This is a genomic window from Neorhizobium sp. IRS_2294 (genome assembly GCF_050500145.1).
In the GTDB taxonomy this organism is placed as follows: Bacteria; Pseudomonadota; Alphaproteobacteria; order Rhizobiales; family Rhizobiaceae; genus Neorhizobium; species Neorhizobium soli.
Genome location: NZ_CP191439.1, coordinates 1,266,162 through 1,289,742, shown reverse-complemented (window position 1 = coordinate 1,289,742; position 23,581 = coordinate 1,266,162). Strand labels below are relative to the sequence as shown.

Sequence of the window (23,581 nt, the reverse complement as noted above, 5' to 3'; positions counted from 1 at the left end):
GCTTGATCAGTTTGGAGGAAAGAAAGTAAATGGCGCGAGTGACGGGGCTCGAACCCGCGACCTCCGGCGTGACAGGCCGGCACTCTAACCAACTGAGCTACACCCGCGCATATTGCCGACTTTACGGCGCCGCATCATTTGGACACGACGTTCGAGGAAGAAGAATGGCGCGAGTGACGGGGCTCGAACCCGCGACCTCCGGCGTGACAGGCCGGCACTCTAACCAACTGAGCTACACCCGCACATTTCTTCAGAAACTTTCGTCTCTCACCAGGCAGCCTCGACTGCTCGGTTGGCCGCTTCCTAAGAGGTTCGACGGGAGGTGTCAAGCAAGTTTGAAGACAAAATAATGACGCCACTCACTTTCCCACATCGAGGCCCGTGGTTTGTCGTTAAGAACCCTTATCTGCCACGGATTTTGTCGAAAATTCAAAAAAATGTCGTCAAAGCTCTTGCGGTTTTCGCGCGATCCGCATAGATCACGGCCACCGAAGCGGCAGACGAAACGGTCTGCAGTTTAGGGGCGATTAGCTCAGTTGGTAGAGCGCCTCGTTTACACCGAGGATGTCGGCGGTTCGAGTCCGTCATCGCCCACCATTCTTCGGCCTTCCCTACCAGATAATTTCCGTAGAATGCTCTCTCGCTGATAATGGCACATGTTTGCCCATCACTGCCTTTTGGACGATTGCGTTGACCGGAAGTAGGCGGCGGCTCTAAGCGGCCCATCCGCTCCGACAGAATACTGCGCGACATCAACGCCAGGTTCCAACCGATTCGTTATCCAGTCTCAATCATTCGATCACGGGCAAATGACGTTGGCGAGCTACACAATTGTGGTTTGCATCGCTGAGGGGCTACGTTGCAAAAGACTGTCGGCCTGCACGACTATACGCGTTGTAGCATTTGGACGGCCGGCGAACACTCTCCGGTCTCCTGTTTTGTACGCCTGTCCGGCAGCACTTCAACCGGGACTGGCGCAGAGGCGAGCGGCATGCCACTGTCCCGCCATGAAAGCTGCCGCTGTCGCCTTTATTCTGCTCTCCTGCTGCGCCGTCTTCGTCGGCGGCATAGAGCTGTTCAAATATCGCCAAGCGGTCAAGCAACTCGCGGCGACCTACGCGCAGAGGCAGCCTTAGCGACAGCGCAGAAGCTCTCGTGCACTCGAAGCGCTTACCCGTTCAATCAAAGATGCTGAGTCGTTTGCTGATGTTCAGGTTCGGCATCACGCCGTAAGCCTGGCCCGTCCTGTAGGTGGTCTGCAGACAATAGTATGCGAAAATCCACAGGAAAAGGCTTGCCATAATCGAGATGGCAACGATCTGTATCCGCATTTATTTCCCTCCCCCAGCTCCTCCCCTCGATAGTGTTTCAAAATAAAACAACTGTCCATAGCAGCACGAGGACTTGGTGCAGTGCAGCATTATATTTTGCGGAGCGCCGGTTTATACTTTCTCATACTGCAGCGGAGGTGCAGCAGCATCGGGATCGTTGAACGGTTTGCAACGAGATCCGAAAGGGCTTGTTAAACGTCCATTAGGGGCACATTTCCCATTGTGTCCTCACGTTCTCTCTCATTCTCGAAACGAACTGTATCATGCGCAAGGTCATCGGGTGGCTCACCCAGAAACGTTCCAGCCAGGGGAGCGTCCCACGTCCCCGTCGGCGTATCGACCTTGGAGTAGACGCGCCGACCTATCCGATCTACGCGATCGGCGACGTGCATGGCTGCCTGGAGCTCCTCAAGGAAGCCGAGGCGAAGATCGCCCGGGACATCGAAGAAACGCGCCGTGCGGGCGTGGTGGTTCTTCTCGGCGACTATGTGGACCGCGGCCCGGCATCCTCGGGTGTTCTCGACTATCTGATCAAGCCGAGCGAATACGGTCTGCGCCGACTGCCGCTATGCGGAAACCATGACGATGTGTTCCGCCTCTTCCTCGATGATCCGGACACGCATGGCGAATGGCTGAGCCTCGGCGGAGAGCAGACGCTGGCGTCCTACGGGCTCGACGTGCATGACCAGAACTTTCGCCAGCGCAGCCGCAATGGCACGCTGAAGCAGCTGCTGGCTGAAGTCGTGCCCGATGCGCACCGCCAGTTCCTCACCGATTTGCCGATCAGCATGAAGGTCGGACAGCTTCTGTTCGTCCACGCCGGCATCCGGCCGGGTGTCGCGTTGAAAGACCAGGAGGAGGCTGACCTGATGTGGATCCGCGATCCATTCCTCGCCAAAGGACCAAACCTTCCATCCACCTTCGTGATCCACGGCCACACGCCGCAGGCTGAGCCTTCGCTCGGACCGAACAGAATCGGCATCGATACCGGGGCATTTTATTCGGGCAAGCTGACAATCTTGAGGATTGCGGGCGAAGAGACGCGGTTTATCTAGCGACGTCTGGAAAACCAGGCCGCAACGAACGGCTTTACCAGTGGACCGAACAGGCCAAGGCCAGTGATGGAAAAGCCGAAATAGACTTTCTTCGACCGCCGATCGATGCCGCGAACGATCTTTTCGGCAACGGCATTCGCCTTCCACGGCGGCGCGGCACCCATCAGAGCCCGTGCCTGCGCCGGGCGTTTGGCGAGTTCCCTCTCGAACTGCGGCGTTTCGGTATCCGGCGGGAAGCACAGCGCTATGGTGACGCCATCTCCAACCGACTCAGCCTGGAGGGCCTCGGCGAAGCCCGTGAGCGCCGACTTGGAGGCACAATAAGCTGTGTAGCCGGGTATGCCGATCAGTGCCGCACCCGAGGACACGATCATGATTGCGCCCTGCCCGCGGCTCTTCATGCCCGCGTAGACCGAGCGTACGGCATTCGCCGTACCGAGCAGGTTGACGTCTATCTGGCGGGAAAAGTCGCTCTGCGATTGCTGGTCGAAAAAAGCGGGTTCTACCATCCCGGCCGAGGCAACAAGAACGTCGCACGGTCCGAATGCGGCCTCGCAGGCATCAACAGCACGCGAGATCTCGCTATCGTTCGCGACATCCGCGCGTTCACATCTGATGTCAGCCTTGCCGGTACTGCGGAGGTCGACAACAGCGCTTTCAAGCATTGCCGCCGTGCGCGCGATGATCGATACGCGCGCACCCCGGCATGCGTAGATCCGCGCCACTTCCAGTCCGATGCCGCTTGATCCACCCGTTACGATCACGTGCATCGTCGTCGCCACAGCCTCAGGTGTTGTCGGGCGACTGGAGAAGCGGCGCAAGCTGCATCAGTTTTTCCGGGCTGAGAGAGGCAAGACCGAAATTCCTGTCCTGCAGGTCCTTCAGGCGTCTTGCTGTCGATTCCACCGCATGGCGAATCTGCTCTTCCGTATGGTCGCTGGTGATAAAGAATCGCAACCGGGCCATGCCTTCCGGGACGGCGGGATGAATGATCGGCAAAGCGTTGACGCCATCTTCCAGCAATTCGTTCGACAGCTGGATGGAGCGAAGCGAATCACCGACGAGGATCGGCACGACGGAAAAGCCGAGGCTCAATCCGGTGTCGAGACCGGCTTCCCGGGCGAGCTTCAGAAACAGCGAACCGTTCCGGTGCAACTGCTCGGCCCGATCCGGTTCCTCGCGCAGAATATCGAGGGCCGTGGCTGCAGCCGTTGCCAGAACCGGAGCAAGCCCGACGCTGTAGACGAAACCGCCCGCTTCGGCCTTTAGGATGTCAGCCAGCGCCCGGCTACCGGCAATATATCCGCCGCAGCTCGACGTTGTCTTCGACAGGGTGCCCATCCAGATATCGACGCTCTTCGGGTCGATATCAAAATGTTCAAACGAGCCGCGACCGGTCTTACCGAGAACGCCGAGCGAATGGGCCTCGTCGACCATCAGCCAGAAGCCGTACCGATTGCGCAGCTCGATCAGGCGTGGCAGGTCGGCGATGTCGCCATCCATCGAATAGACGCCTTCGACGATCACGAGAACGCGCCGGAAATCTCCGGCAAGCGTGTTGAGCACCGTCTCGAGGTTATCGACGTCATTGTGCTTGAACAGGCGCCGCGTGGCGCCGGAAAGCTTGATGCCGGCCAGCGCGCTGTTGTGAATGAATTCGTCGTGGATGACGAGGTCCTTGGGGCCGACGACACAGCTGATTGCCGCAACGTTGGTAAGGTAGCCGCTGACGAAACAGACTGCAGCATCAACGCCGTAAACGCTGGCAAGCTTTTCTTCGAGTTCCGCATGCACCGGGCGCTCGCCTGCGACCAGACGGCTGGCGGAGGCGGAAATGCCGAAACGATCGATCGCAGCCTTGGCGGCTTCGGTCACCCTCGGGTCCGTGTTGGTACCGAGATAGTCGTAGGAAGCAAAATTCGCATAGACTTCCCCGTCCATGGTCGTCGTCGCGCCGGCGGCTTCGTCGTGCGAGCGATAGAACGGGTTGTCGACGCCGATGATTTCGCTCGCCTTGCGCTGCACCATGACCCGTTGATATTCGGGCAAGGCGTCAAAACCGACCGGAGGGCGGGCCGGTTGCTGCGGCTGTGCATTGAGCCGCGTCGTGCGATTGCGCCCGACGTTTTCGTTGGCCTTGCGCATCTGGTCGATAAAATTGCCCTTCCCCCCAAGGCTCAGCTTGGAGGGCCGGGTTTCATCCGAACTGCTGTCTGTCACTGCGTTGCGGCTTTCTGCTGCGTCGAATGGCTTTTGACCAGCCGGTCGATCACTTCGTTCTGGACGGTGTCGTCCTCGCCGTTGCGCTTGGCGACACGCTCTCTCAGACGGCTTACCACGTCGCTGACGGACGTGTCTTCCCCTACTCCGCTCAGCGGAATATCAAAGCCCGTCTTCTGCTGGAAGCTCATACCGAGCTCCATCGCCATCAGACTGTCGAGACCGATATCCTTCAAGACCTTTTCCGGCGTGATACTGTCTTCCGTGACACGCAGGATCGTGGCGATTTCAGACGCGACGAGGTTGTGAAGAAGCTGCTGCGCTTCATCCGCCGACTTGCCACGGATCAGATCCTCAAGATCGATCCGGTCGCCATCGGAGGCCGATTGCTGATTGCCAGCCGAACGGATCGCCGTCTCGAAGATCGAGGCGTTGGAAATCGGCAGCATCCGCACTGCCTGCCAGTCGACTTCGGCAATCATCACGGCTGCCGCATCAATGGTGCCGGTGTCTGACGCCATGTAGCGTTCGACCTGCTCCAGCGCATCGCGCGCCTTCATCGCCGTCTTGCCGATTCGCTTGGACAGGATTTCGTTGACCTCGGCATTGCGTGCAAGGAAACCGGTATCGGCAATGGCGCCAAAGCCGACGGCGAGACCCGGCTTGCCGGCCGCGCGGCGTGCACGGGCAAGACCTTCGAGATAGCCGTTGGCAATGACGTAGTTTGCCTGGCCCGGGTTGCCGAGCATGGTCGTGGCCGAGGAGAAGACGAGGAAGAGATCGAGATCGTCGCCCGCCGTCAGCTTGTCGAGGAGAGCCGCACCGCGAACCTTGACCTCGACAACCGGTCGGTTGCGCTCGGGCGTCAGGTTGGACAGAAGCGCGTCGTCGAGCACCATGGCCGCGTGAACGATGCCCTTGATCGGAGCCTGCTTGCGCAGGCTGTCGAGGAGTCCGGAAAGAGCCGGCTCGCTGGTGATATCGCAGGCATGGACAGATGCCTTGACGCCCTTCGCCTTCCATTTGGCGATCGCCGCCTCGGTTTCAGTGTCGACGACACCCTTGCGCGAGCAAAGTGCAATCTGCTTGGCACCGCGTGCGGCAAGCCAGTCTGCCGCAACGAGGCCGAAGCCGCCAATGCCGCCGGCAACCAAATAGATGCCATCCGGATCGAAGGCGACCGGCTTTTCGTTTGAAATCACCACCTTGTCCTTGCCGGCAACCGGAGGACGGATGACGATCTTGCCGATCTGGCCGGCGTTCTGCATCAGACGGAAGGCACTGCCGATCTCGTCATAGCCGAAGGCGCGATAGGGTAGCGGAGACAGGTCGCCCCGTTCGAACAGGACACCGATCTCGGTAAAGATCTTCTTCGTGATCGCCGGCAGCTTCACCAGCAACTGGTCGGCGTCGATGCCGAAGTAGCTGATGTTGCGACGGAACGGACGAAGGCCGATCTTGCGGTCGGAATAGTAGTCGCGCTTGCCGAGTTCGAGGAAGCGACCGAATGGCTTCACCAGTTCCAGGCTGCGTTCCATCGCTTCCGAGAACAGCGAGTTGAGGACAAGGTCGACGCCTTCGCCGCCGGTGACGCCGCGCACGCGGGCCACGAAATCCAGCGAGCGGCTGTCGAACACATGGTCTGCACCAAGCGCTTCCAGGAAGCGGCGTTTTTCCACCGTACCGGCCGTCGCGATGACAACTGCACCCTTCAGCTTGGCGATCTGCAATGCGGCAAGGCCGACACCGCCAGCTGCGCCATGGATGAGGATGGTTTCACCGGGTTCGATATGGCCGAGCTGGACCATGGCGTAATAGGCGGTTAGGAATGCCACCGGAACGGTTGCTGCAGCCTCAAAGTCGAGGCGTGCGGGGAACTTCGTCACGCCGTCACGGCGAACCTTGACGTGCGTGGAGAACGCGGCCGGGCCGATGCCCATGACACGGTCTCCGGCAACGAGATCCGTCACCGACGCACCGACCGAGATGACGCGGCCGGACATTTCCATGCCGATGGTTGCGCCGGCAAAGCCGTCTTCGAGTGCTTCTTCCGGAAGCAGTCCCATCGCCCACATGACGTCACGGAAGTTGAGGCCGGCCGCTTCCACGGCGAGAACGATCTCGTCGGCATCCGGCACCGGCTCGGAGGCGCTCTCCCAGATGATGCTGTCGACGCGTCCATTCACGGTTTGCCGGATCGTGGCCGCGGTGAAGTCGGCGCTTTCTGTATCCTTCGGCCCGAACGGACCGCTCGATGCGCGGATTTCCGACAGCGAACCATCGCGCAGGATCCACTCACGGTTGGCACTGGCGGATGCAAGGATCTCGCCGACATACAGGCCGAGTTCCGCACTGTCCGTCTCGAGATCGAGAAGGTGCGTGGCGACCGCATCGTATTCGTTCTGAAGAACGCGGGCGAAGGTCCAGAGACCGGCGTTGACGTCATCAGTCGCCTCACCGGCAAGCGGCGAGCCGCCGGGTGCGACGATCACGAGACGGGACTGGTCGCCCGACGCGAGGCTGGCGCTATGGCGGGTGAACGCTTCAACGATACGCTTCAGGTTTTCGAGACGTGCCAGAGCGACATCGGAGGCTTCGCGATCGCTCAGACGTTCGGCTAAGAAGATGGCTTGCACGGGTTTGCCATCGAATCCGGCAAGCGACTGCGAAATCGCAGTCTCGTCCGCATCCGCGCTGAGCAGGACGACGGTGTCGCCGTCACCAAACGCTGCAGCACGGGCAACATCTTCAGCGAAGACGAGCGCCGACGGGATCGACGGCAGTGCCTGCAGCTGGTCGGCCGCGGCCGAGGAGGCGCCTGCAACGATCAGCAGCCCTTCGGCCACATCTTTCTCTTCGACAAGCGGGGCGGCAAAGCCGAGACCTGTCAGAAGGTCGGTTACCTGTTCGGTTGTCGCGAGACGCCCGACCGGAAATTCCGGCGACTGACTTGCGGCAAACCAGTCATCCGATAGGCCGAAGGCAAAGTCGTTGAACGCTGACGGTGCACGGTCGACGAACAGGAATGCAGCGCCTCTCGCGGCGGCGCCTCGTACAGCGGAACGAAGGCTATCGTCGGTGACCAGAACCGCCTGGCTTTCAAGTCCGGCGGCAATGATCACATCGATGCCGCGGAGATCGGCCAGCGCCTTCGGCTCGATCACCGAGACATGTGCATGCTGTTCGAAGGCAAGTTCGAGTGTACGGCGAACGCTTTCGCGCGGCTCGACGATGGCGAGCGTCGCCGAGTGATCGACGGCAAGCGACGCAAGCTTGCTGCTGACGGATACGGATGTGGAGCCGAGCTCGACAATGACCCGGGTCCGGCCGCCATTGGCCCGACAGGCTTGCTCGACAAGATGCAGCGCTAGATCGGAGCGCTTGCGCCCAAGTGGCGAGTGAACAAGCACGTGTTCGAGCGTTGCTTCGCTGGTGTGGCGCGCTTCGGAGACGTCTTCGCCGCTATGGAGGCCGCCAAGCGACAGGTGTTCCAGAGCATCGCGATAGGCATTGTGCAGCAGCACGGCCTCGGCGATACGTCCGGAATCCTCACGGTAGATTTCTTGCAGAAGTTCAGAGACGGCCGGCATGGTGAATTCGGACGGCACGCGCCAGCCGGATTCCTCGGACGACGCGATCCCGGCATCTTCCAGAATAAACAGACAGCTCGCCAGGAAAGCCCGGAAATTGGGTTCTCCCGGGAACTCGGTAACGGACACGAACCCGTCCTGTGATGCGAGCGACAGCGCAATCTCGTGGCAGGCACGGTAAATCATTGCATCCAGCATCAACGACGCAGTGTCCTTGGCTTCTGCATCCGTCGTCGCGGCCAGTAGACCGCCGGCAAACCCGATCCGAGCGAAATTGCCTGACATCGTCGACGGCACGGCTTCGTAATGGAACGCAACCGAAGCCAGGGTGTGATGACGACGCAACGAGGTGCGGCGGAACCGGCAGTCGTCGAACGACGCGACGATTTCGCCATCTTCCCCGAACATGCGGAAGTTGACCTTGATCGAGAAGCCGCTGAACCGTTCGATCTCAATTACTGCACGGGTGATAGGCTTGGCCCGCGCCCCCACCCGAACCGAACCAAATCGTACGGGGATATAGGGAGAGCCACCATCGCTGCCCGATAACTGGTCGAACATGGCAACGAGGCCATGGAAGACAGCATCAACCGAGAACGGGTTGAGGTTGTAGGTCAGATAGGGGTGGGCCGGAGCCTCGGCCGCTTTCAGATCGACCTCGACCGTGTTACGACCAAAGACGCGCGCTTCGCGCAGCAGCTGAAAGTGCGGGCCGTATTGGAGGCCGAACCGTTCGGCAGTGCTATAGACGTCCAGCGAGGAGAGCTTCGCGCTTTCGCCTTCGTTGGCACGCCAGATCTGACGGTCAGATGCATGCTCTACTGGCTTGCGGCAGCGGGCCACCGCATGCACGGTCCAGTCGTCGCTGCTCAGTCGTTCGCGCGAGCGGATCTCGATATCGCCTGTCTCGGGCGACAGGATCGTCGATAGCTCGAGCAGCCGGTCGGTGCGAAGTTCGAGCGGACGCACGATCTCCATATTCGTCAGTTCGACGTCGTCGGACCCGAAATGCACCTGGGCGGCTGTGACGGCGATCTCGACAAATCCGCTACCCGGAAGGATCGCACGCGAATCGACGACGTGCTCAGCCAGATCCGGGAAAAGCTGCGCGTCGACATGGTTCTTCCAGTGGGCGCTGTTGGGATCGGTGCGCCATCCGAGCAGCGAGTAGCTGCCGCGGTGTTCGCGGCCGAAGATATCAACCTCATCGGTCGTGTTCGCCATCTTCAAGACGGACGGCTCGAGCGGCAGGACCGGGAGGCCTGCAAACGCATCGCGCTTGCTGCTACGGCGCGACACGCTCGGCGAGACGCCGTGGGCGATGGCGCGGGCAAACGACTGCGCGACCGGGTCACGTCCCTCGATCGGGGTCTCTCGCTGCAGGGTGCCGATCACGACAGCCGAATGCGACGCATGCTTGGCGATTTCACTGACATAGTTCGACAGAATCGAACGTGGCGAAATCTCGATGAAGAGGTTGCAGCCGAGCTCCAGTGCTGTTTCGGCCGCGGACTTGAAGAGAACCGGATCGCGGACATTCCGCCACCAGTAATCGGCATCCAGGCCGCGGCAGTCGTAGATGCCGCCGGTGACCGTCGAAACATAGGTGCAAGCGCCACTCTTCGGCTCGATCGTCGGCAGGTCCGCGAGAAAAAGATCGCGCGCGCTGTCGATGATCGGGTGATGGAACGGGTAGTTGATGTCGAGAACATGGACGACGGTCTGCGCCTTGCGTGCCGCATCGCGAAACGCCTGGATCTCGTCAGTCGGACCGGAAATCGTGACCGAGTTCGGTGCGTTGATGGCGGCGACGCCGATCTCGTTCAGACCATGGGTCTTTGCGAAGGCAAGCGCCGTCTCCTCGTTCATCACAGCGGCAGCCATCTTGCCCTTGCCGGCAAACAGATCCTGCGACTTGGAGCGCTTGGCGACGATCGCCACGGCTTCCGCAGCCGTCAGGGCCTTGGCGGCATAGGCAGCTGCAATTTCGCCCACGGAGTGGCCGAAGACGACATCCGGGCGAACCCCGAGATTAGCGAGGCAATCCGAGATGGACGCCTGGATCGCAAACAGCATAGGCTGAGCGATCTTGGTATCGGCAAGCCTACTGCCGATATCGTCGGCAAACAGCAGATCCGAGAGCTTTTCGCCCAGGTGATACTCGAACAGCGCGCTGAAGGATTGGAAGCACTGGCGGAAATGGCGGCTTTCACGATAGGCTTCAACGCCCATTCCGGCCCACTGCGCACCATTGCCGGAAAACACAAAAGCTGTCTTGCCGGCATGGGACGGCGCTTCTCCGCGCTCCCCCTGCGAAGCCGTTCCGGCCAAATGCGTTTCGATCGCCCTGAGAACCCTGCCCTCGTCCTTGGCTTCGACGGCGAAGCGATAGCGCATCGGGTCGCGATTGGCGCTGGAGGCGGCGATCAACCGACGTGCCTTGACAGCATCGGAGCGTTCGAGGGCCGACTGGTAGTTTTCCAGAAGCGACTTCAGGGCGGTGGCGCTATGGGCGCTGGCAAAGAAGAACTGGCTGTCGGCCTTGGTGGGCAGCGCCGGCGCGTCGACCGGATCGGGATCGCCGATCACGACGTGGGCGTTGGTGCCGCCGAAGCCGAACGAGTTGATGCCGGCGAGCCGAGCGCCCTTGGCAGGCATCAGCTTCATCGCGGACATGTTGACCCGCACGTTGAGCGAGGCGAAGTCGATATCCTCGTTGGCTTTTTCGATATGCAGCGTCGCGGGCAGGAAATCGTTTTCCAACGCGATCATCGCCTTGATGAGACCGAAAAGACCCGACACCGGCTCGGTATGACCGATATTCGACTTGATCGAACCGATCGGCAGCGGGGCCGGACGGTTCTGCCCGATGACAGTGCCAATGGCCCAGACTTCCGCCGGGTCGCCCACACGCGTTCCCGTGCCGTGGCCTTCGATAAAGGCGACGCGGTTCACGTCGATGCCGTTGCCCTGATAGATCGAGCGCAGAAGATCGGCCTGCGCTTCCCGCGATGGCAGACTGATGCCGTTGGTGCGGCCCGAAGAATTCACGCCTGTTGCGTGGATCTTGGCGTAGCTGCGGTCATTTTCCCGCTTCGCGCGATCGCTGCGACGAAGGACGATCGCCACCCCGCCTTCGGCGCGGACATAGCCATGGCCGTTGGTGTCATAAGCACGGCAAAGCCCTTCGGGCGACAGCATGCGCGCCTGCGCGAAGCCGACGAAGGAGAGCGGGTTGACGAGGATATTGACGCCGCCGACGATCGCGGTGTCGATATCACCGCGCTCGAGCGAGCGCACCGCCTGATCCAGCGCCACCAACGACGACGAGCAGGCGGTGTCGATGGTCATGCTCGGCCCATTGAGGCCGAAGACGTGCGAAATGCGGTTCGAGACGATCGAGAGCGTGTTGCCCGTCATGAAATACGGGCTACCGGATGCCGGATCCTCCGACGACAGCGTACTGTTTTCGAGACTGGACGCGCCGATATAAACGCCGACCTTTTCCTTGGCGAGCGTGCTTGCCGGAAGATTGGCGTCTTCCAGCGCCTGCCAGACCAGTGTCAGAAGCACGCGCTGCTGCGGGTCCATCTGCATGGCCTCGCGCTGCGAAATGCCGAAAACGGCAGGATCGAAGTCATACAGCCTGTCGATAACGCCTGCGGCAAACGTATAGGTCTTTCCAGCGATACCCTGTGCCGGATGCCAGAAACGTGCCAAGTCCCATCGATCTCCAGGGATCTCCGAAACGGTGCAACGGCCGCCGCTCAGGATCGTCTTGAGTTCCTTGACGGAGCTTGCACCCGGCGCCACACAGGCTCTACCAATAATTTCGATCGTCATTGTCACTCTGTTTTCACAGCTAAAATGGCGGATGCGGAATGCCCGCATCGGACAACTTTAACAACATACTTATTAGCGGATGTCACGAGAAAAGCTAATACACATATGGCCCAAGGCGGGTTCAGGGGTTCGCAAAAAGCACAAAGTTATTGCATAAACAAGCCATTACATAACCTGCCTCCTGTTTATACTAGCATGGGTTGGATCGCCAGATACCTTACAGCAACAATCAACCATACAGTGAACAGAAAGCGGCACCACGCCTGCAAATGGAGTTGAGAAGGCGAGACAGCTTACAGCTCCGACCAGCGTAAACTCGTCCGCCAGACGCTGATGACCGCCGGTCGAATCGAAAATATGGCGAAGCTCTAGATTTGAAGCCTGTTAGTAATGTGGTAAGCGCAGGCATCATCGCAGGCATTCCTCGATCGGAACAAGACTATGCCGCAAGAGGAGAGGCCCGCAATTTCGACCCCTGCCGAACAACGTCGCCGACGCGGCGGCCGGTTGTTCGTTCTTGCGGTGTTCCTTCTCGTTGTCTTCAGCGGGCTTGCGGCGACCGTCCTTTTCGTCAACGAAGGGCGCAACTATAAGCGTCTGGTGCGCCAGTTCGGCCTGCAAACCTATCTGCTTCCTCCTCCTCCCGCACCGGCTGTTCGCATCGGGCGCCAGCGACGGCTTGCGGCGAGTAGCAGGCAGCTGCCCAGACTGGTCCGGCCGCTGGCGCACGACACGTCGCGTCTCATCCCACCCGTTACGACATCAACCGAGGAACGCTGCCAAGCACTGGCGGGCATAGGCGTTGAACCGCCGAACTTCTTGGCGGGCGCCAATGTATGGGAGTGCACGTTCTTCCTGCCGCTGGGCCCGGGTGAAGATCCCGCGTCTCTGTTCATCCAAGCGAAAGGGGTTGGAGAGGATGACCTGCGTACCTTCCGGATCAAGCTCAGTTTCACGGATGAGCGCCACGACGGTGCGCTGTTGCAGACTGCACTGACCACGCTCGACGGTTACGGCCTGTCGCTGACACCGCAGAGCCGGTCATATCTCGAGGCAAGGCTTTCCGCCCGCACGGCGTTTAAATCCGATCTCGAAAACTACCGCGCCACCTTTGTCCCCGAAATGATGGACCAGAGACGGTTCAACCTGCTCCTCGTTGCCCATCCCGTTACCACGGCATGCCCGGTACCGACGCCGGAACCTGGCAGGGCGTCACAGCGAGCGATCGTCAGCACGCGGATCGGCTGCCTGACGCTCCCAGTGGGGCAAGTTTTTTCGCCGCAAGGCTAGCCACGCTACGCAACCGTCAGATTGCGTTAAAGCCTGATCAAATCCAGCCGCTCTCCGAGTTCGCGCTGCGCCGTTTCCACCAGGCTGAGCTGGTGGGTGAACAGCACCGTCTGGAACTTGTCGCCGGCAGCAGCCAGTGTGCGGATGCCGGCTGCGGTCCGTTCGTCGTCGAATGTCTGGAAGATGTCGTCGAGGATCAGCGGTGCCGGTTCGTTGCGGCTACAGTAATCCTCGAGGAACGCCAGACGCAGTGCGAGATAGAGCTGATCGCCGGTGCCTTCGCTGAGGCCCGATAGCGGAACCTGCTCACCGGTGTTTCGCTCGACAGCCAGCTGCAGCTCGTCCTTTTCGTCATAGAGCTGCACCAGCTTCGCAAACCGTCCACCGGTGAGATCCGCAAATACCTTGCCGGCCCGCTGCATGACCGGATCGGCCTGCTGCTCGCGATAGGTTTCCATCGAGGACGATAGAAGGCTGGCCGCGAGCTTCAGCACCACCCACCGCCGCGCAAGGTCCCTCGCCTCGGTTTCGGCCGCGTGCTTCTGGAACACCGCGCGCTCGGCACCGATGCCGCTTTCCAGTTCGCGGCGACGGCGGGCATTGTCGGCCTCGGCGGTCCTCAAAGTCGAGATACGGTCGATCTGCGTGCTATCGGCGCTTTCCAGCTGTTCGATCTCAAGACCTGCCGTCACCTTGTCGAAATCGACCAGCGCTGAGCGCACTGCCGCTTCATCGTCACCATCAGCGTGCTCGTTGAAACGGGAGCGGCACTGCAGAAGCTGTCCGTTCAGCCGGCTTCGCTGGCGCAATTCTTCCAGCACCTGTTCGAGGTCGGCGACGTCTCGCGAGGCGGATGTGGCAAGCGAAGCGAGCTCGTCCTGCAGGGTTTTTTCCCGCGTGGCATAGCGCTCCAGGGCGAGCGTCGCGCGTTCGAGGTCAGCCGACATCGCTGCCTTGTGCTTGGCGGCGGCATTGGCATCCATTGCCCGGTCGTTGAGGAGACCGGCCGCGACATCTGCCGGCACCGAGACCAGGTCGGGCGCCACCTTGGTGCAGAGGCTGCGGATCTCCTCGTCGAAGGTTTCCATGTCGCGCTGCATGCCGCGCACCCGGCGTCTGCGGTTTTCCCGCTCGGCCAGAAGATCCGGCACGCTGCGCCAGACATCGAGCGCTGCCGCTGCCATTTCGACCGTCGCCTCATCCGGCAGACCGGCCATGGTCGCAGCGTTGGAGAATGCGGCTCGCCACGTGTCGACTTCACGGCGCAGAACGGTCTCGCGCTCTTCGAGACGTTGCAGCGCATCGACGGCGGAATGGCGCTTGCCCTCCAGCGAGCGGCTTTCCGTCCAGCGTTCCGCGATCTCCGCCAGTCTGCGATCGAGAGCGCGCGCCAGGGCCGCAGGCGGCAAGGCGGTTGCGGCAAGACCAATCGCGTCCGCAAGACCGACCAGCACCGGCTTCAACCGCTCTTCCTTCAGCCGCGCGGTCTGCAGCGCGTCACGTGCATCCTTCAGCGCATCGACCTGATGCGACAGGGCTTCGACGCCGCGGCGCCATTCGAGCATTCGCTCGGGCGATAGCGGCGAGATGGGCACCGAGCGGAACAGGTCCTCGAATTCGGTGATCGCGTCCGACAGCGCAATATCGCTTTCGCGCGCCTCGGCGCGGGCGTTCGTCAGCTGCTGCTCGATCTCGTGCTGACGCAGGCTGAGCTGCGCGTGGCGGGACACTCGCTCGGCGTCGGTCAGGGCGGCGTCGGCCAGTTCGTCTGCATTCTGCACCGCATTGTTCACATCGGCGAGCTTATCCGCTGATGGCTTTGCTCCGAATGCGGCAAGACCCGCATCGCGGAGATGGCGGGCTTCCAGAATATCGGCACGCGAAACGATGCGGCCCTGCCCTTCCAGCGCCGCCATCTGATCGGCCACAGTCTTGGCTTCTGCCTTCACCGTCGTCAGCGTCTGGGTGATCCTCGCATGCACCGCGCGTGCATCGTCGATCAGCTTGCGGTGGCTGCTGAGCGCTGCGAGATCCGGCAGCGGGCTCGCAAGCAGGGCGTCGATGTCCTTGACCGGCGGATCGAGCCTTGCGACGGCGGCGGCGAGATCGCTCTCTGCCCGCGTTGCGCGGACCTGCAGGTTTTCGACGCCTGCGAGATCGCTGAGTTCGGGGCGCAGCGCCGTGAGCTGCTCGGCCCATGGTTTCGGATCGATCAGGCGGCTGTCCGGATTGGCGTCATCCAGACGCCGCAGCGCCTCGCGCTCTTCTTCCAGACGGATATGCAGCTGTTTGAGGCTACGGTCGAGTTCGCTGCCTTGGTCGAGCAGGCTCTTCAGCCGCACCAGATCGGCATCGGCAGGCTGGTGGCGTTCCAGGTCGTCGGTCCTGACAAGACCCAACCTGCGCCCCAGCTGCACCAGCCGGGTGTCGAAATCCTCCACCTCGCCGCGAACCCTTGCGATATCCTCGCGGGCTTTCAGATAGACGCCCTTGTCAGCGTGGCGGGCGAGAATGCTGCCGGCCGCGGCGATCAGCGCGTCGTCGACATGGAGAGCGGCAATCTCGTCGCCCAGCCGCGAGACTTCAGTTTCCGCCGCCCGATGCGCGTCTTCGTTGCGGCGTGCCTCGTCCAGCGCCCTGGCAAGTGCGTCCTCGAAGCCAGGCGGCAGCGAGCCCAGCGCCTGATACTGCGCCAGCTGGTCCTGCTCGCGATCGATCTCGCGAAGCACCGGCTCCAGCCGCATCAGCTTGCGCAGCCGTTCGAGCGTCTGTTTCGTGGTTTCGCGCTCGGTCTGGACCGTCGCGAGTTCCGCTTCCAGCTCGGCCTGTTCGGCGAGCAGCTTCTTCCAGTCGCCCGACTTCAGCTCGTTGTCGCGCTCGGCCTTGCGCGCCTCGTCATGGCTATCGAGGACCTGGTAGAACAACCGGTCCTTGGAGCGGCGCGACGCGTAGATGGTGTCGGCCTCGGCATCGAAGCTCTTGCGCAGGTCGGAGAGGCCGGTAAGGCCCGACGCTGCGGAAAACAGCAGGCTGCCGATCTCGCCGCCGCTTTTCAGCATGCTCTGGCCGCCAGCCCGGAGCGACGCCGAATCAAGCCCGAATGCGCGCTGAAAAACGTCGCGGTTCAGCGTGCCGAGAAAGGGCGCCAGCGCATCTTCGGGCAGCGCCTCTTCCGCCTCGCTTGCCGCGAGCAGCGTGTTCTTGCGGCCGCGACGACGGCGAAAGCCCAGCTTGGTGCCATCGCGCGTCTCTATCTCGGCGCCAACCCTAAGTGCGGTCGCGTCGTGCAGAAAACTGTATTCGGCAGCCGTCGGAAAGCCGAACAGCAGATCCGAGATTGCCGACAGCGCCGAAGACTTTCCGGCTTCGTTCGGACCATAGATGACATGCAGCTGCGCATCTGGCCGGAACGCGAGCGCGCGGTCGGTGAGCGCGCCGTAGCGCAGGATGTCGAGACGGGTGAAACGCATGTGACTACCCTACCCTTGCCGCGCGCGACAGAAGCAGCTCACGTGCTTCCGCAAGAAGCGCTGCCGCATCATCGCCAAGCGCCAGGTCGCCGGCGCCGATACCGCCCGGAAGACGCGCGGCGATCTCGGCAATGCGGGCCTCGGCCTCGCTGACCAGAAGAGGTGAAAACTCCGCCGTCGGCAGGAGGCCTTCGAGCCCGAGCAGATCGGTGGATTTGCCCGTCGATGCAATCTCGGCTTCGAGTTTCACTTCCAGCTTTTCCAGCCAGATATCCTCGTGGCCGCGATGGCAGGCGGCCTGGACTTCGTCTCGAAAATCGGCCGCTCTTGCGAGGATCTCGTTGCGGAAGCGACTGCGGCCGGCGATGCGGATGCGCAGCGCCAGCGGCCGGCTTTCCATCGAATCGATCACAGAACCAAGCAGATCTTCCAGCCGCCGCAGGATTGCCGCCGGTGGCTCGTCCGGCTCGACGAGAACGGCCAGCTCAGCAAACCGTGCGCTGTCGGTCACGATACGCTCATAGGCGATGCGGCCATCCTCGACGGTCACGAGCACGGCGCCCTTTGCGCCCTGCTCCCGGATCGAGCGTCCCTGAAGGTTGCCGGGGAACACGACCATCGGGTCTTCGGCGACGATTTCGAAATCGTGGACATGGCCGAGCGCCCAGTAATCGTAGCCACGCGAGCGCAGATCTTCGACGGAACAGGGCGCGTAGGCTGCGTGCGGCTCGCGGCCGGTGAGCGACGTATGCAGCACGCCGATGTTGAACCAACCGGCCTCCGGCTTCGGATAGGCAAGCGCCAGGTTTTCGTTTGCCGAGCGCTCGGCAAAACCCTGGCCGTGCAGCGCGACCTTCAGATGGTCCAGCTTGAACGTTCCGGGCTTTGCGGTCGGGAATTCGCTGACATTCTTTGGTAGCGTAATTGTCTTGGTGATGACGCTTTCGGCATCATGGTTGCCCTTCAAGAGGAAGACCGGAATGCCGGCGCGTTCCAGCCGGGCGATTTCGCGGTTGAAGAACAGGCCGATCTTGTTGTCCTTCCAGTCGCCGTCATAGACATCGCCTGCAACGATGAAGAAGTCGACTTTGCGCTCCACCGCCTCGTCCACCAGGCCTGAAAATGCCTTGCGGCTGGCCTCGATGAAGATATCGGCGAGTTCGGCATCCTTCAGCGCCAGGCCCTGGAAGGGACTGCCTAGATGCAGATCGGCGGCATGGATGAAGCGGAATGAGGTCATCGACTCGGCTGCTGGAACACATCGGGAACGACAAACTTAAGTCACGCATCGGCAATAAAAAAGGCCGGGTGCGGAAACACCCGGCCTTTTCCTGTTGATGAACGGTTTAGTTGGTCGCCTTGATCTCAACCGGGAAGAACAGCGTCTCGCCGGAACTGTCATCGACGCCGTCATTGTCGGTGATGGCGAAGGCCTTGCCGGACTTGTCGAAGGCGAAACCTTCGAGCTTGTCGACCACGTATCCGTTGGTGGCGTTCTTCAGGTCGGGCAGGAAGTCGTGAACCTCCTGCTTGGTGACGAGCGGCAGCTCTCCTCCAAGCTTTGCCGGCTTCAGATCGGCGATTGCCACACGGTAGAGCTTCTTGAGCTTTGCCTTGTCGCCGATCAGGTTGTCGCGCTCGATGATGTAGAGGTAGTCACCGCGGGCCGTAATTTCCGACAGGCCGACCCAGCCTTTTTCGGTCTTTTCGAGCGGGTAGCGAACGGCGGCCCATTCCTTGGACTTCGGCTTGTAGGACAGAAGCTTCACCTGGCCCTTCGGATCGTCCTTCCATTCGCGCTGGATTGCCATCCAGAGTGTCAGGTCGTCGCCGGAACCGGTTGTGGTGATGCCTTCGAGGCCGAAGCGGGTTTCGCCTGCCAGAAGTTCTGCAGGCAGCGCGATCTCGGATTTGATCTCGCCCTTGGCGCTGACGTTGTAGATGCCGTGGCCGACGAACTTGGCACTGTCGCCTTCGGAAGCGAGCCAGAAGCCGCCCTTTCCGTCGAGTGCGATACCTTCGATATCGAGCTTCTGGGCCGGCTGACCGTTGCGGGTCACACGTACCACGCTGGTGATTTCGGCCGGCTTCTTGGTGGCGTCGATGGTGAAGATCGATGGCTGCATGGCATAGACGCTATCGCTCACGCCATAGAGAATGCCGTCCTTTTCCGCATCCCCGACGAGGCCGGACATTGCGCCCCAGCCGAGCGGCTTGCCGTCTACATCCTTGGAGACGAGCATGGGATAGGCCTTTTCGCCTTCGCCAAGCTCGTAGATCATGACATGCGAGCGGGCACCGCCGTCTTCGCCGAGATCGGCTTCGTTGGCGGAGGCGAGCAGGTTGCGGCCGGGAATGGCGACAGCACCTTCAGGCGAGATGCCTGAGGGCAGAAGCTGCACCAGTTCCGGCTCCGCACCGGTATCCTTGTAGACCGCGATCATCGAACCGCGTTCCGAGAGGACGAAGAAATATTTCTGACCGTTGAAAGTCGCAGCTTCCAGGCCTTCCGGCTCGATGCCCTTGTTCTTGGCACGCTTTTCCGGGAAGTGTCCGACGCGGGCGACAGCATATTCGAGCGACGTGCCGGCGTCATAGAGAACCTTGCCGGTACGATCGAAAATGGTGAAACCGCGCGAACCGCCCTTGTAATCGCCTTCGTTGGCGACAACCAGACGATCGGTGCCGAGCCATTTGACTGCATCCGGCTCGCGCGGGATGGCCGTGAGCTTGCCGGAGAAGGTCAGCGCGCCGTCGGTCTTGGTATCGACGCCATCGAGATCAACCGTGCCGGCCGTGAAATGGCCCGTGACCTTTGCGGTCTTGCTGTCGACGATGACGATGTGGTTGTTTTCCTGCAGCGTCACGACGATTTCGCCGTTGGCGTTGATATTGACGAATTCCGGCTCGGGATCTTCAGGCGCAACGGTGGACAGTCCCGTCAGATCGACGTGACGGATGCTGTCGCAGACCGGTACGCCGTTATTGAGAGAAACGATCTGCAATTCGCCGGCCGGCAGCTGCGGCAGAGCGCCGTCGTTGAGCTTTTCGTCGCGCTGGTTCTCGATGGCAATGGCCGCAAACGTGCCATCCGGCGAGATGACGACCGAGTCCGGCTGGCCGCCGAGATCGCAGGTGGCCTCGATCTTGCGAGAGGCGATATCGACCACCCCGAGCTGGCCTGCGGGCTTGGTGAGGTCCTTGGTCCGGTCGATGGTGACGAGAACCTTCGCACCAACTGCGGCGACCGAGTTCGGCTCGCCATCGATCTTGACCGATCCGCCTGCCTTAGGGGCCTTCGCGTCGGTGATGTCGATAAAGCCAATCGTGCCGCCCGGCGCATCGGAATAGATGAGCGTGTTGCCGTCGGCGGTCGCCGTGATGATCTCAGAAGAGGTCGCCTTGTCCTCGTCCTTGGGCAGGTTCTGGGCAACCGGGAAGGATGCAATGCGGTTGAAGACTTGCTCGGCGCCGGCAGGAGCTGCAACGGAGCCGAGGAGGAGCGCGGTCAAAGCGGCGCGTGTCGAGAATGTCATGGGAAGCCTCCGTGAAACTACACTCGGCTTGTGCTGCACTGTCATGACAGGCGGATGACAGTTTTGGACGCAGAAAGAACGGACCTGCGGATAAGGCTCGAACACGCTTTCTGTTCAACGAAAAAGGCCCGGTTTTCACCGGGCCTTCTCAACGCTTTGCATCACGGCGGCAAGCCGCCAGATGCTTTCGATCAGCTGTTAACAGCTTCCTTGAGACCCTTGCCGGCCGAGAACTTCGGAACGTTGCGAGCCGGGATATCGACTTCAGCGCCCGTGGACGGGTTGCGGCCCTTGGATGCTTCGCGACGCGAAACGGAGAAGCTGCCGAAGCCAGCGAGGCGGATGTCGCCACCATTCTTCAGTTCGGCCTGGACAGTCTCGAAAACGGCATCGACTGCAGAGGCGGCATCAGCCTTGGAGAGGCCGGCTTTTTCGGCCACTGCGGACACCAGTTCGGTCTTGTTCATATTTCCACCCTTTCAACGGTTTTGGAACGACTCATTTGGTCGGCGCCGACAATAGTTTTGCGTCGGCACTTGGCAACCCAAAGGCTCCGAAAAAGCCTGAAAAACAAGGGGTCTTGGGCACTTTTCACAAAAAAAGCCGGCTTTCGCCGGCTTTTTTATCAGTTCGTGGCGGCTTCAAGGCACCGCTTAGTGAGCGATCGTTGTCGACGAGTTGTCGGCACCGTCAACCGTCGCAATGACCGGTGTCTCCACCGTGCCATCCCACTCGATCGGTTCGGGAAGACGAACCAAAGCGTGCTTGATCACCTCGCCCATACGCGACACCGGGATGATCTCCATGCCGTTTTTCACGTTGTCCGGAATGTCCGCGAGGTCCTTCGCGTTCTCTTCCGGGATCAGCACAACCTTGATGTTGCCGCGCAGAGCCGCAAGGAGTTTTTCCTTGAGACCACCGATCGGCAGCACCCGGCCGCGCAACGTGATTTCGCCGGTCATGGCGACATCCTTGCGAACAGGAATGCCGGTCATGATCGAAACGATCGCGGTTGCCATGCCCACACCGGCCGACGGACCGTCCTTCGGCGTCGCACCCTCCGGCACGTGCACGTGGATATCCGACTTGTCGAAGCGCGGCGGCTCGATGCCGAAATCGACGGCACGGGAGCGGACATAGGATGCCGCAGCCGAAATCGATTCCTTCATCACGTCCTTGAGGTTGCCGGTGACGGTCATGCGACCCTTGCCCGGCATCATGACGCCTTCGATGGTGAGAAGCTCACCGCCGACTTCTGTCCAGGCAAGACCCGTGACGACGCCGACCTGATCCTCACCCTCGGCTTCGCCGTGACGGAAACGCGGAACGCCAAGGTAATCCGAAATGTTGGCAGCGGTAACCGCAACCGACTTCGTCTTGCCCTTGATGATCTCGGTCACGGCCTTGCGGGCGAGCTTCATCAGCTCGCGCTCGAAGGAGCGAACGCCGGCTTCGCGCGTGTACTGCTGGCTGATCGCCATCAGGGCATCGTCCGACACCGAGAATTCCTTCGGCTGCAGCGCATGGTCCCGGATCGCCTTCGGCAGAAGGTGACGCTTGGCGATCTCCCGCTTCTCATCCTCGGTGTACCCGGCGATGCGGATCACTTCCATGCGGTCCATCAGGGGACCTGGGATGTTCAGCGTGTTCGCCGTGGTGATGAACATCACGTCGGACAGATCGTATTCGACCTCAAGGTAGTGGTCCATGAAGGTCGAGTTCTGCGCTGGATCGAGCACTTCGAGCAGGGCCGACGACGGATCTCCGCGGAAGTCCGAGCCCATCTTGTCGATTTCGTCGAGCAGGAAGAGCGGGTTGGACTTCTTCGCCTTCTTCATAGACTGGATGACCTTGCCGGGCATCGAGCCGATGTAGGTGCGGCGGTGACCACGGATTTCGGCTTCGTCACGAACGCCACCGAGTGCCATGCGCACGTACTCGCGGCCGGTCGCCTTGGCGATCGACTGGGCAAGAGACGTCTTGCCGACGCCCGGAGGACCGACGAGGCAGAGGATCGGGCCCTTGAGCTTGGTGGCGCGGGCCTGCACGGCGAGATACTCGACGATGCGTTCCTTGACCTTGTCGAGACCGAAGTGATCCAGTTCGAGGACCTTTTCAGCCGCGTTAAGATCGGTCTTGATCTTCGACTTCTTGGACCACGGAATACCGAGCAGCCAGTCGAGATAGTTGCGCACGACGGTGGCTTCCGCCGACATCGGGCTCATCTGCTTCAGCTTCTTCAGCTCGGCGTCGGCCTTTTCCTTGGCTTCCTTGGAAAGCTTGGTCTTGCCGATGCGCTCTTCCAGTTCGGCCATCTCGTCACGGCCTTCGTCGCCGTCGCCGAGTTCCTTCTGGATCGCCTTCATCTGCTCGTTGAGGTAATACTCGCGCTGGGTCTTTTCCATCTGACGCTTGACGCGCGAGCGGATGCGCTTCTCAACCTGGAGGACGGAGATTTCGCCTTCCATGAAGCCGAGGGCCTTTTCAAGCCGCAGCTTGATCGAGACCGTTTCGAGCATTTCCTGCTTTTCGGTGATCTTGATCGACAGGTGCGAGGCGACCGTGTCGGCCAGCTTCGAGTAGTCCTCGATCTGGCTCGCGGCACCAACGACTTCCGGCGAGATCTTCTTGTTGAGCTTCACGTAGTTTTCGAATTCGGAAACCACGGAGCGCGACAGCGCTTCCACCTCGACGGCGTCCTCATCGGGCTCGGCCAGAATCTCGGCCTTGGCTTCGTAGAACTCTTCGCGGTCACTGTATTCGCAGATCTGGGCGCGCGCCTTGCCTTCGACCAGAACCTTGACGGTTCCGTCCGGGAGTTTCAGGAGCTGCAGCACATTGGCCACCGTGCCGACCTTGTAGATCTGCTCGGGCTCAGGATCGTCGTCGCTGGCATTGATCTGGGTGACGAGCATGATCTGCTTGTCGGAACCCATGACCTCTTCAAGCGCCCGAATGGACTTTTCCCGTCCGACGAACAGCGGCACGATCATGTGCGGGAAGACCACAATGTCGCGCAGAGGCAGGACCGGATAGGTCTCAGCGCCGGATGCCGCAGACGTTGAATTCGTCATGTCATTTCCTTTCCATCGTCCCGTTGCCGGGATGGCTTGAGAAATTACCCAAGCACTTCACTCCCGCTAAAAGTGGAGTTTTCACAGATCGTTTTCAAGCCTTGCAAGGTCGCTGCACTGCACCTTGTGCAACCAGCCGTCAGACAAAGCGCCCACGCATAACGCCTTACGC

10 protein-coding genes and 3 tRNA genes are annotated in these 23,581 nt (G+C 61.1%); 3 read left to right on the top strand and 10 right to left on the bottom strand.

Annotation, left to right across the window (positions count from 1 at the left end; all coding sequences use genetic code 11):
- Positions 1–30 precede the first annotated feature (30 nt).
- A tRNA-Asp gene (locus tag ACQY1K_RS06145) sits at positions 31–107 on the bottom strand.
- Positions 108–165: 58 nt separating this feature from the next.
- Positions 166–242 (bottom strand) — tRNA-Asp (locus tag ACQY1K_RS06140).
- Between the two features lie 279 nt (positions 243–521).
- Here ACQY1K_RS06140 and ACQY1K_RS06135 point away from each other — a divergent pair.
- A tRNA-Val gene (locus ACQY1K_RS06135) sits at positions 522–597 on the top strand.
- Between the two features lie 997 nt (positions 598–1,594).
- Positions 1,595–2,386, top strand: coding sequence for a metallophosphoesterase family protein (locus ACQY1K_RS06130; protein ID WP_113111039.1), 792 nt, complete (start codon positions 1,595–1,597; stop codon positions 2,384–2,386).
- On the opposite strand, the gene ACQY1K_RS06125 is transcribed toward ACQY1K_RS06130, so the two are convergent.
- From ACQY1K_RS06125 to ACQY1K_RS06115, 3 genes are read right to left on the bottom strand one after another with little or no spacing between them, the layout of a single operon-like run.
- On the bottom strand, positions 2,383–3,156 hold the full coding sequence (locus ACQY1K_RS06125) for an SDR family oxidoreductase (protein ID WP_430258537.1): 774 nt from the start codon (positions 3,154–3,156) through the stop codon (positions 2,383–2,385). The genes ACQY1K_RS06130 and ACQY1K_RS06125 overlap by 4 nt on opposite strands.
- Before the next feature lie 16 nt (positions 3,157–3,172).
- A complete protein-coding gene (locus tag ACQY1K_RS06120; protein WP_062453239.1) occupies positions 3,173–4,606 on the bottom strand; it encodes an aminotransferase class I/II-fold pyridoxal phosphate-dependent enzyme in 1,434 nt (477 codons plus the stop codon).
- Entirely contained in the window at positions 4,603–12,039 is a 7,437-nt protein-coding gene (locus ACQY1K_RS06115) for a type I polyketide synthase (RefSeq protein WP_430258536.1), read from the bottom strand. The genes ACQY1K_RS06120 and ACQY1K_RS06115 overlap by 4 nt, the downstream gene beginning before the upstream one ends.
- A gap of 441 nt (positions 12,040–12,480) precedes the next feature.
- Between ACQY1K_RS06115 and ACQY1K_RS06110 the strand changes: the two genes are divergently transcribed.
- Complete coding sequence (locus ACQY1K_RS06110; RefSeq protein WP_430258535.1) at positions 12,481–13,329, top strand: DUF6030 family protein; 849 nt, start codon at positions 12,481–12,483, stop codon at positions 13,327–13,329.
- Between the two features lie 26 nt (positions 13,330–13,355).
- Here ACQY1K_RS06110 and ACQY1K_RS06105 read toward each other — a convergent pair whose 3' ends face one another.
- The 5 genes from ACQY1K_RS06105 to lon form a co-directional block, all read right to left on the bottom strand.
- Positions 13,356–16,799, bottom strand: a complete 3,444-nt coding sequence (locus ACQY1K_RS06105) for an AAA family ATPase (RefSeq protein WP_430258534.1) — start codon at positions 16,797–16,799, stop codon at positions 13,356–13,358.
- A 4-nt stretch (positions 16,800–16,803) separates the two neighbouring features.
- Positions 16,804–18,039, bottom strand: a complete 1,236-nt coding sequence (locus ACQY1K_RS06100; protein WP_430258533.1) for a metallophosphoesterase family protein — start codon at positions 18,037–18,039, stop codon at positions 16,804–16,806.
- A 106-nt stretch (positions 18,040–18,145) separates the two neighbouring features.
- On the bottom strand, positions 18,146–20,335 hold the full coding sequence (locus ACQY1K_RS06095) for an esterase-like activity of phytase family protein (RefSeq protein WP_430258532.1): 2,190 nt from the start codon (positions 20,333–20,335) through the stop codon (positions 18,146–18,148).
- A gap of 191 nt (positions 20,336–20,526) precedes the next feature.
- Entirely contained in the window at positions 20,527–20,802 is a 276-nt protein-coding gene (gene hupB / locus ACQY1K_RS06090) for a DNA-binding protein HupB (RefSeq protein ID WP_062453245.1), read from the bottom strand.
- A 186-nt stretch (positions 20,803–20,988) separates the two neighbouring features.
- Positions 20,989–23,409 carry an endopeptidase La gene (gene lon, locus ACQY1K_RS06085; RefSeq protein WP_430258531.1) on the bottom strand — a complete coding sequence of 807 codons (2,421 nt, stop codon included), beginning with the start codon at positions 23,407–23,409 and terminating at the stop codon, positions 20,989–20,991.
- Between the last annotated feature and the right edge of the window lie 172 nt (positions 23,410–23,581).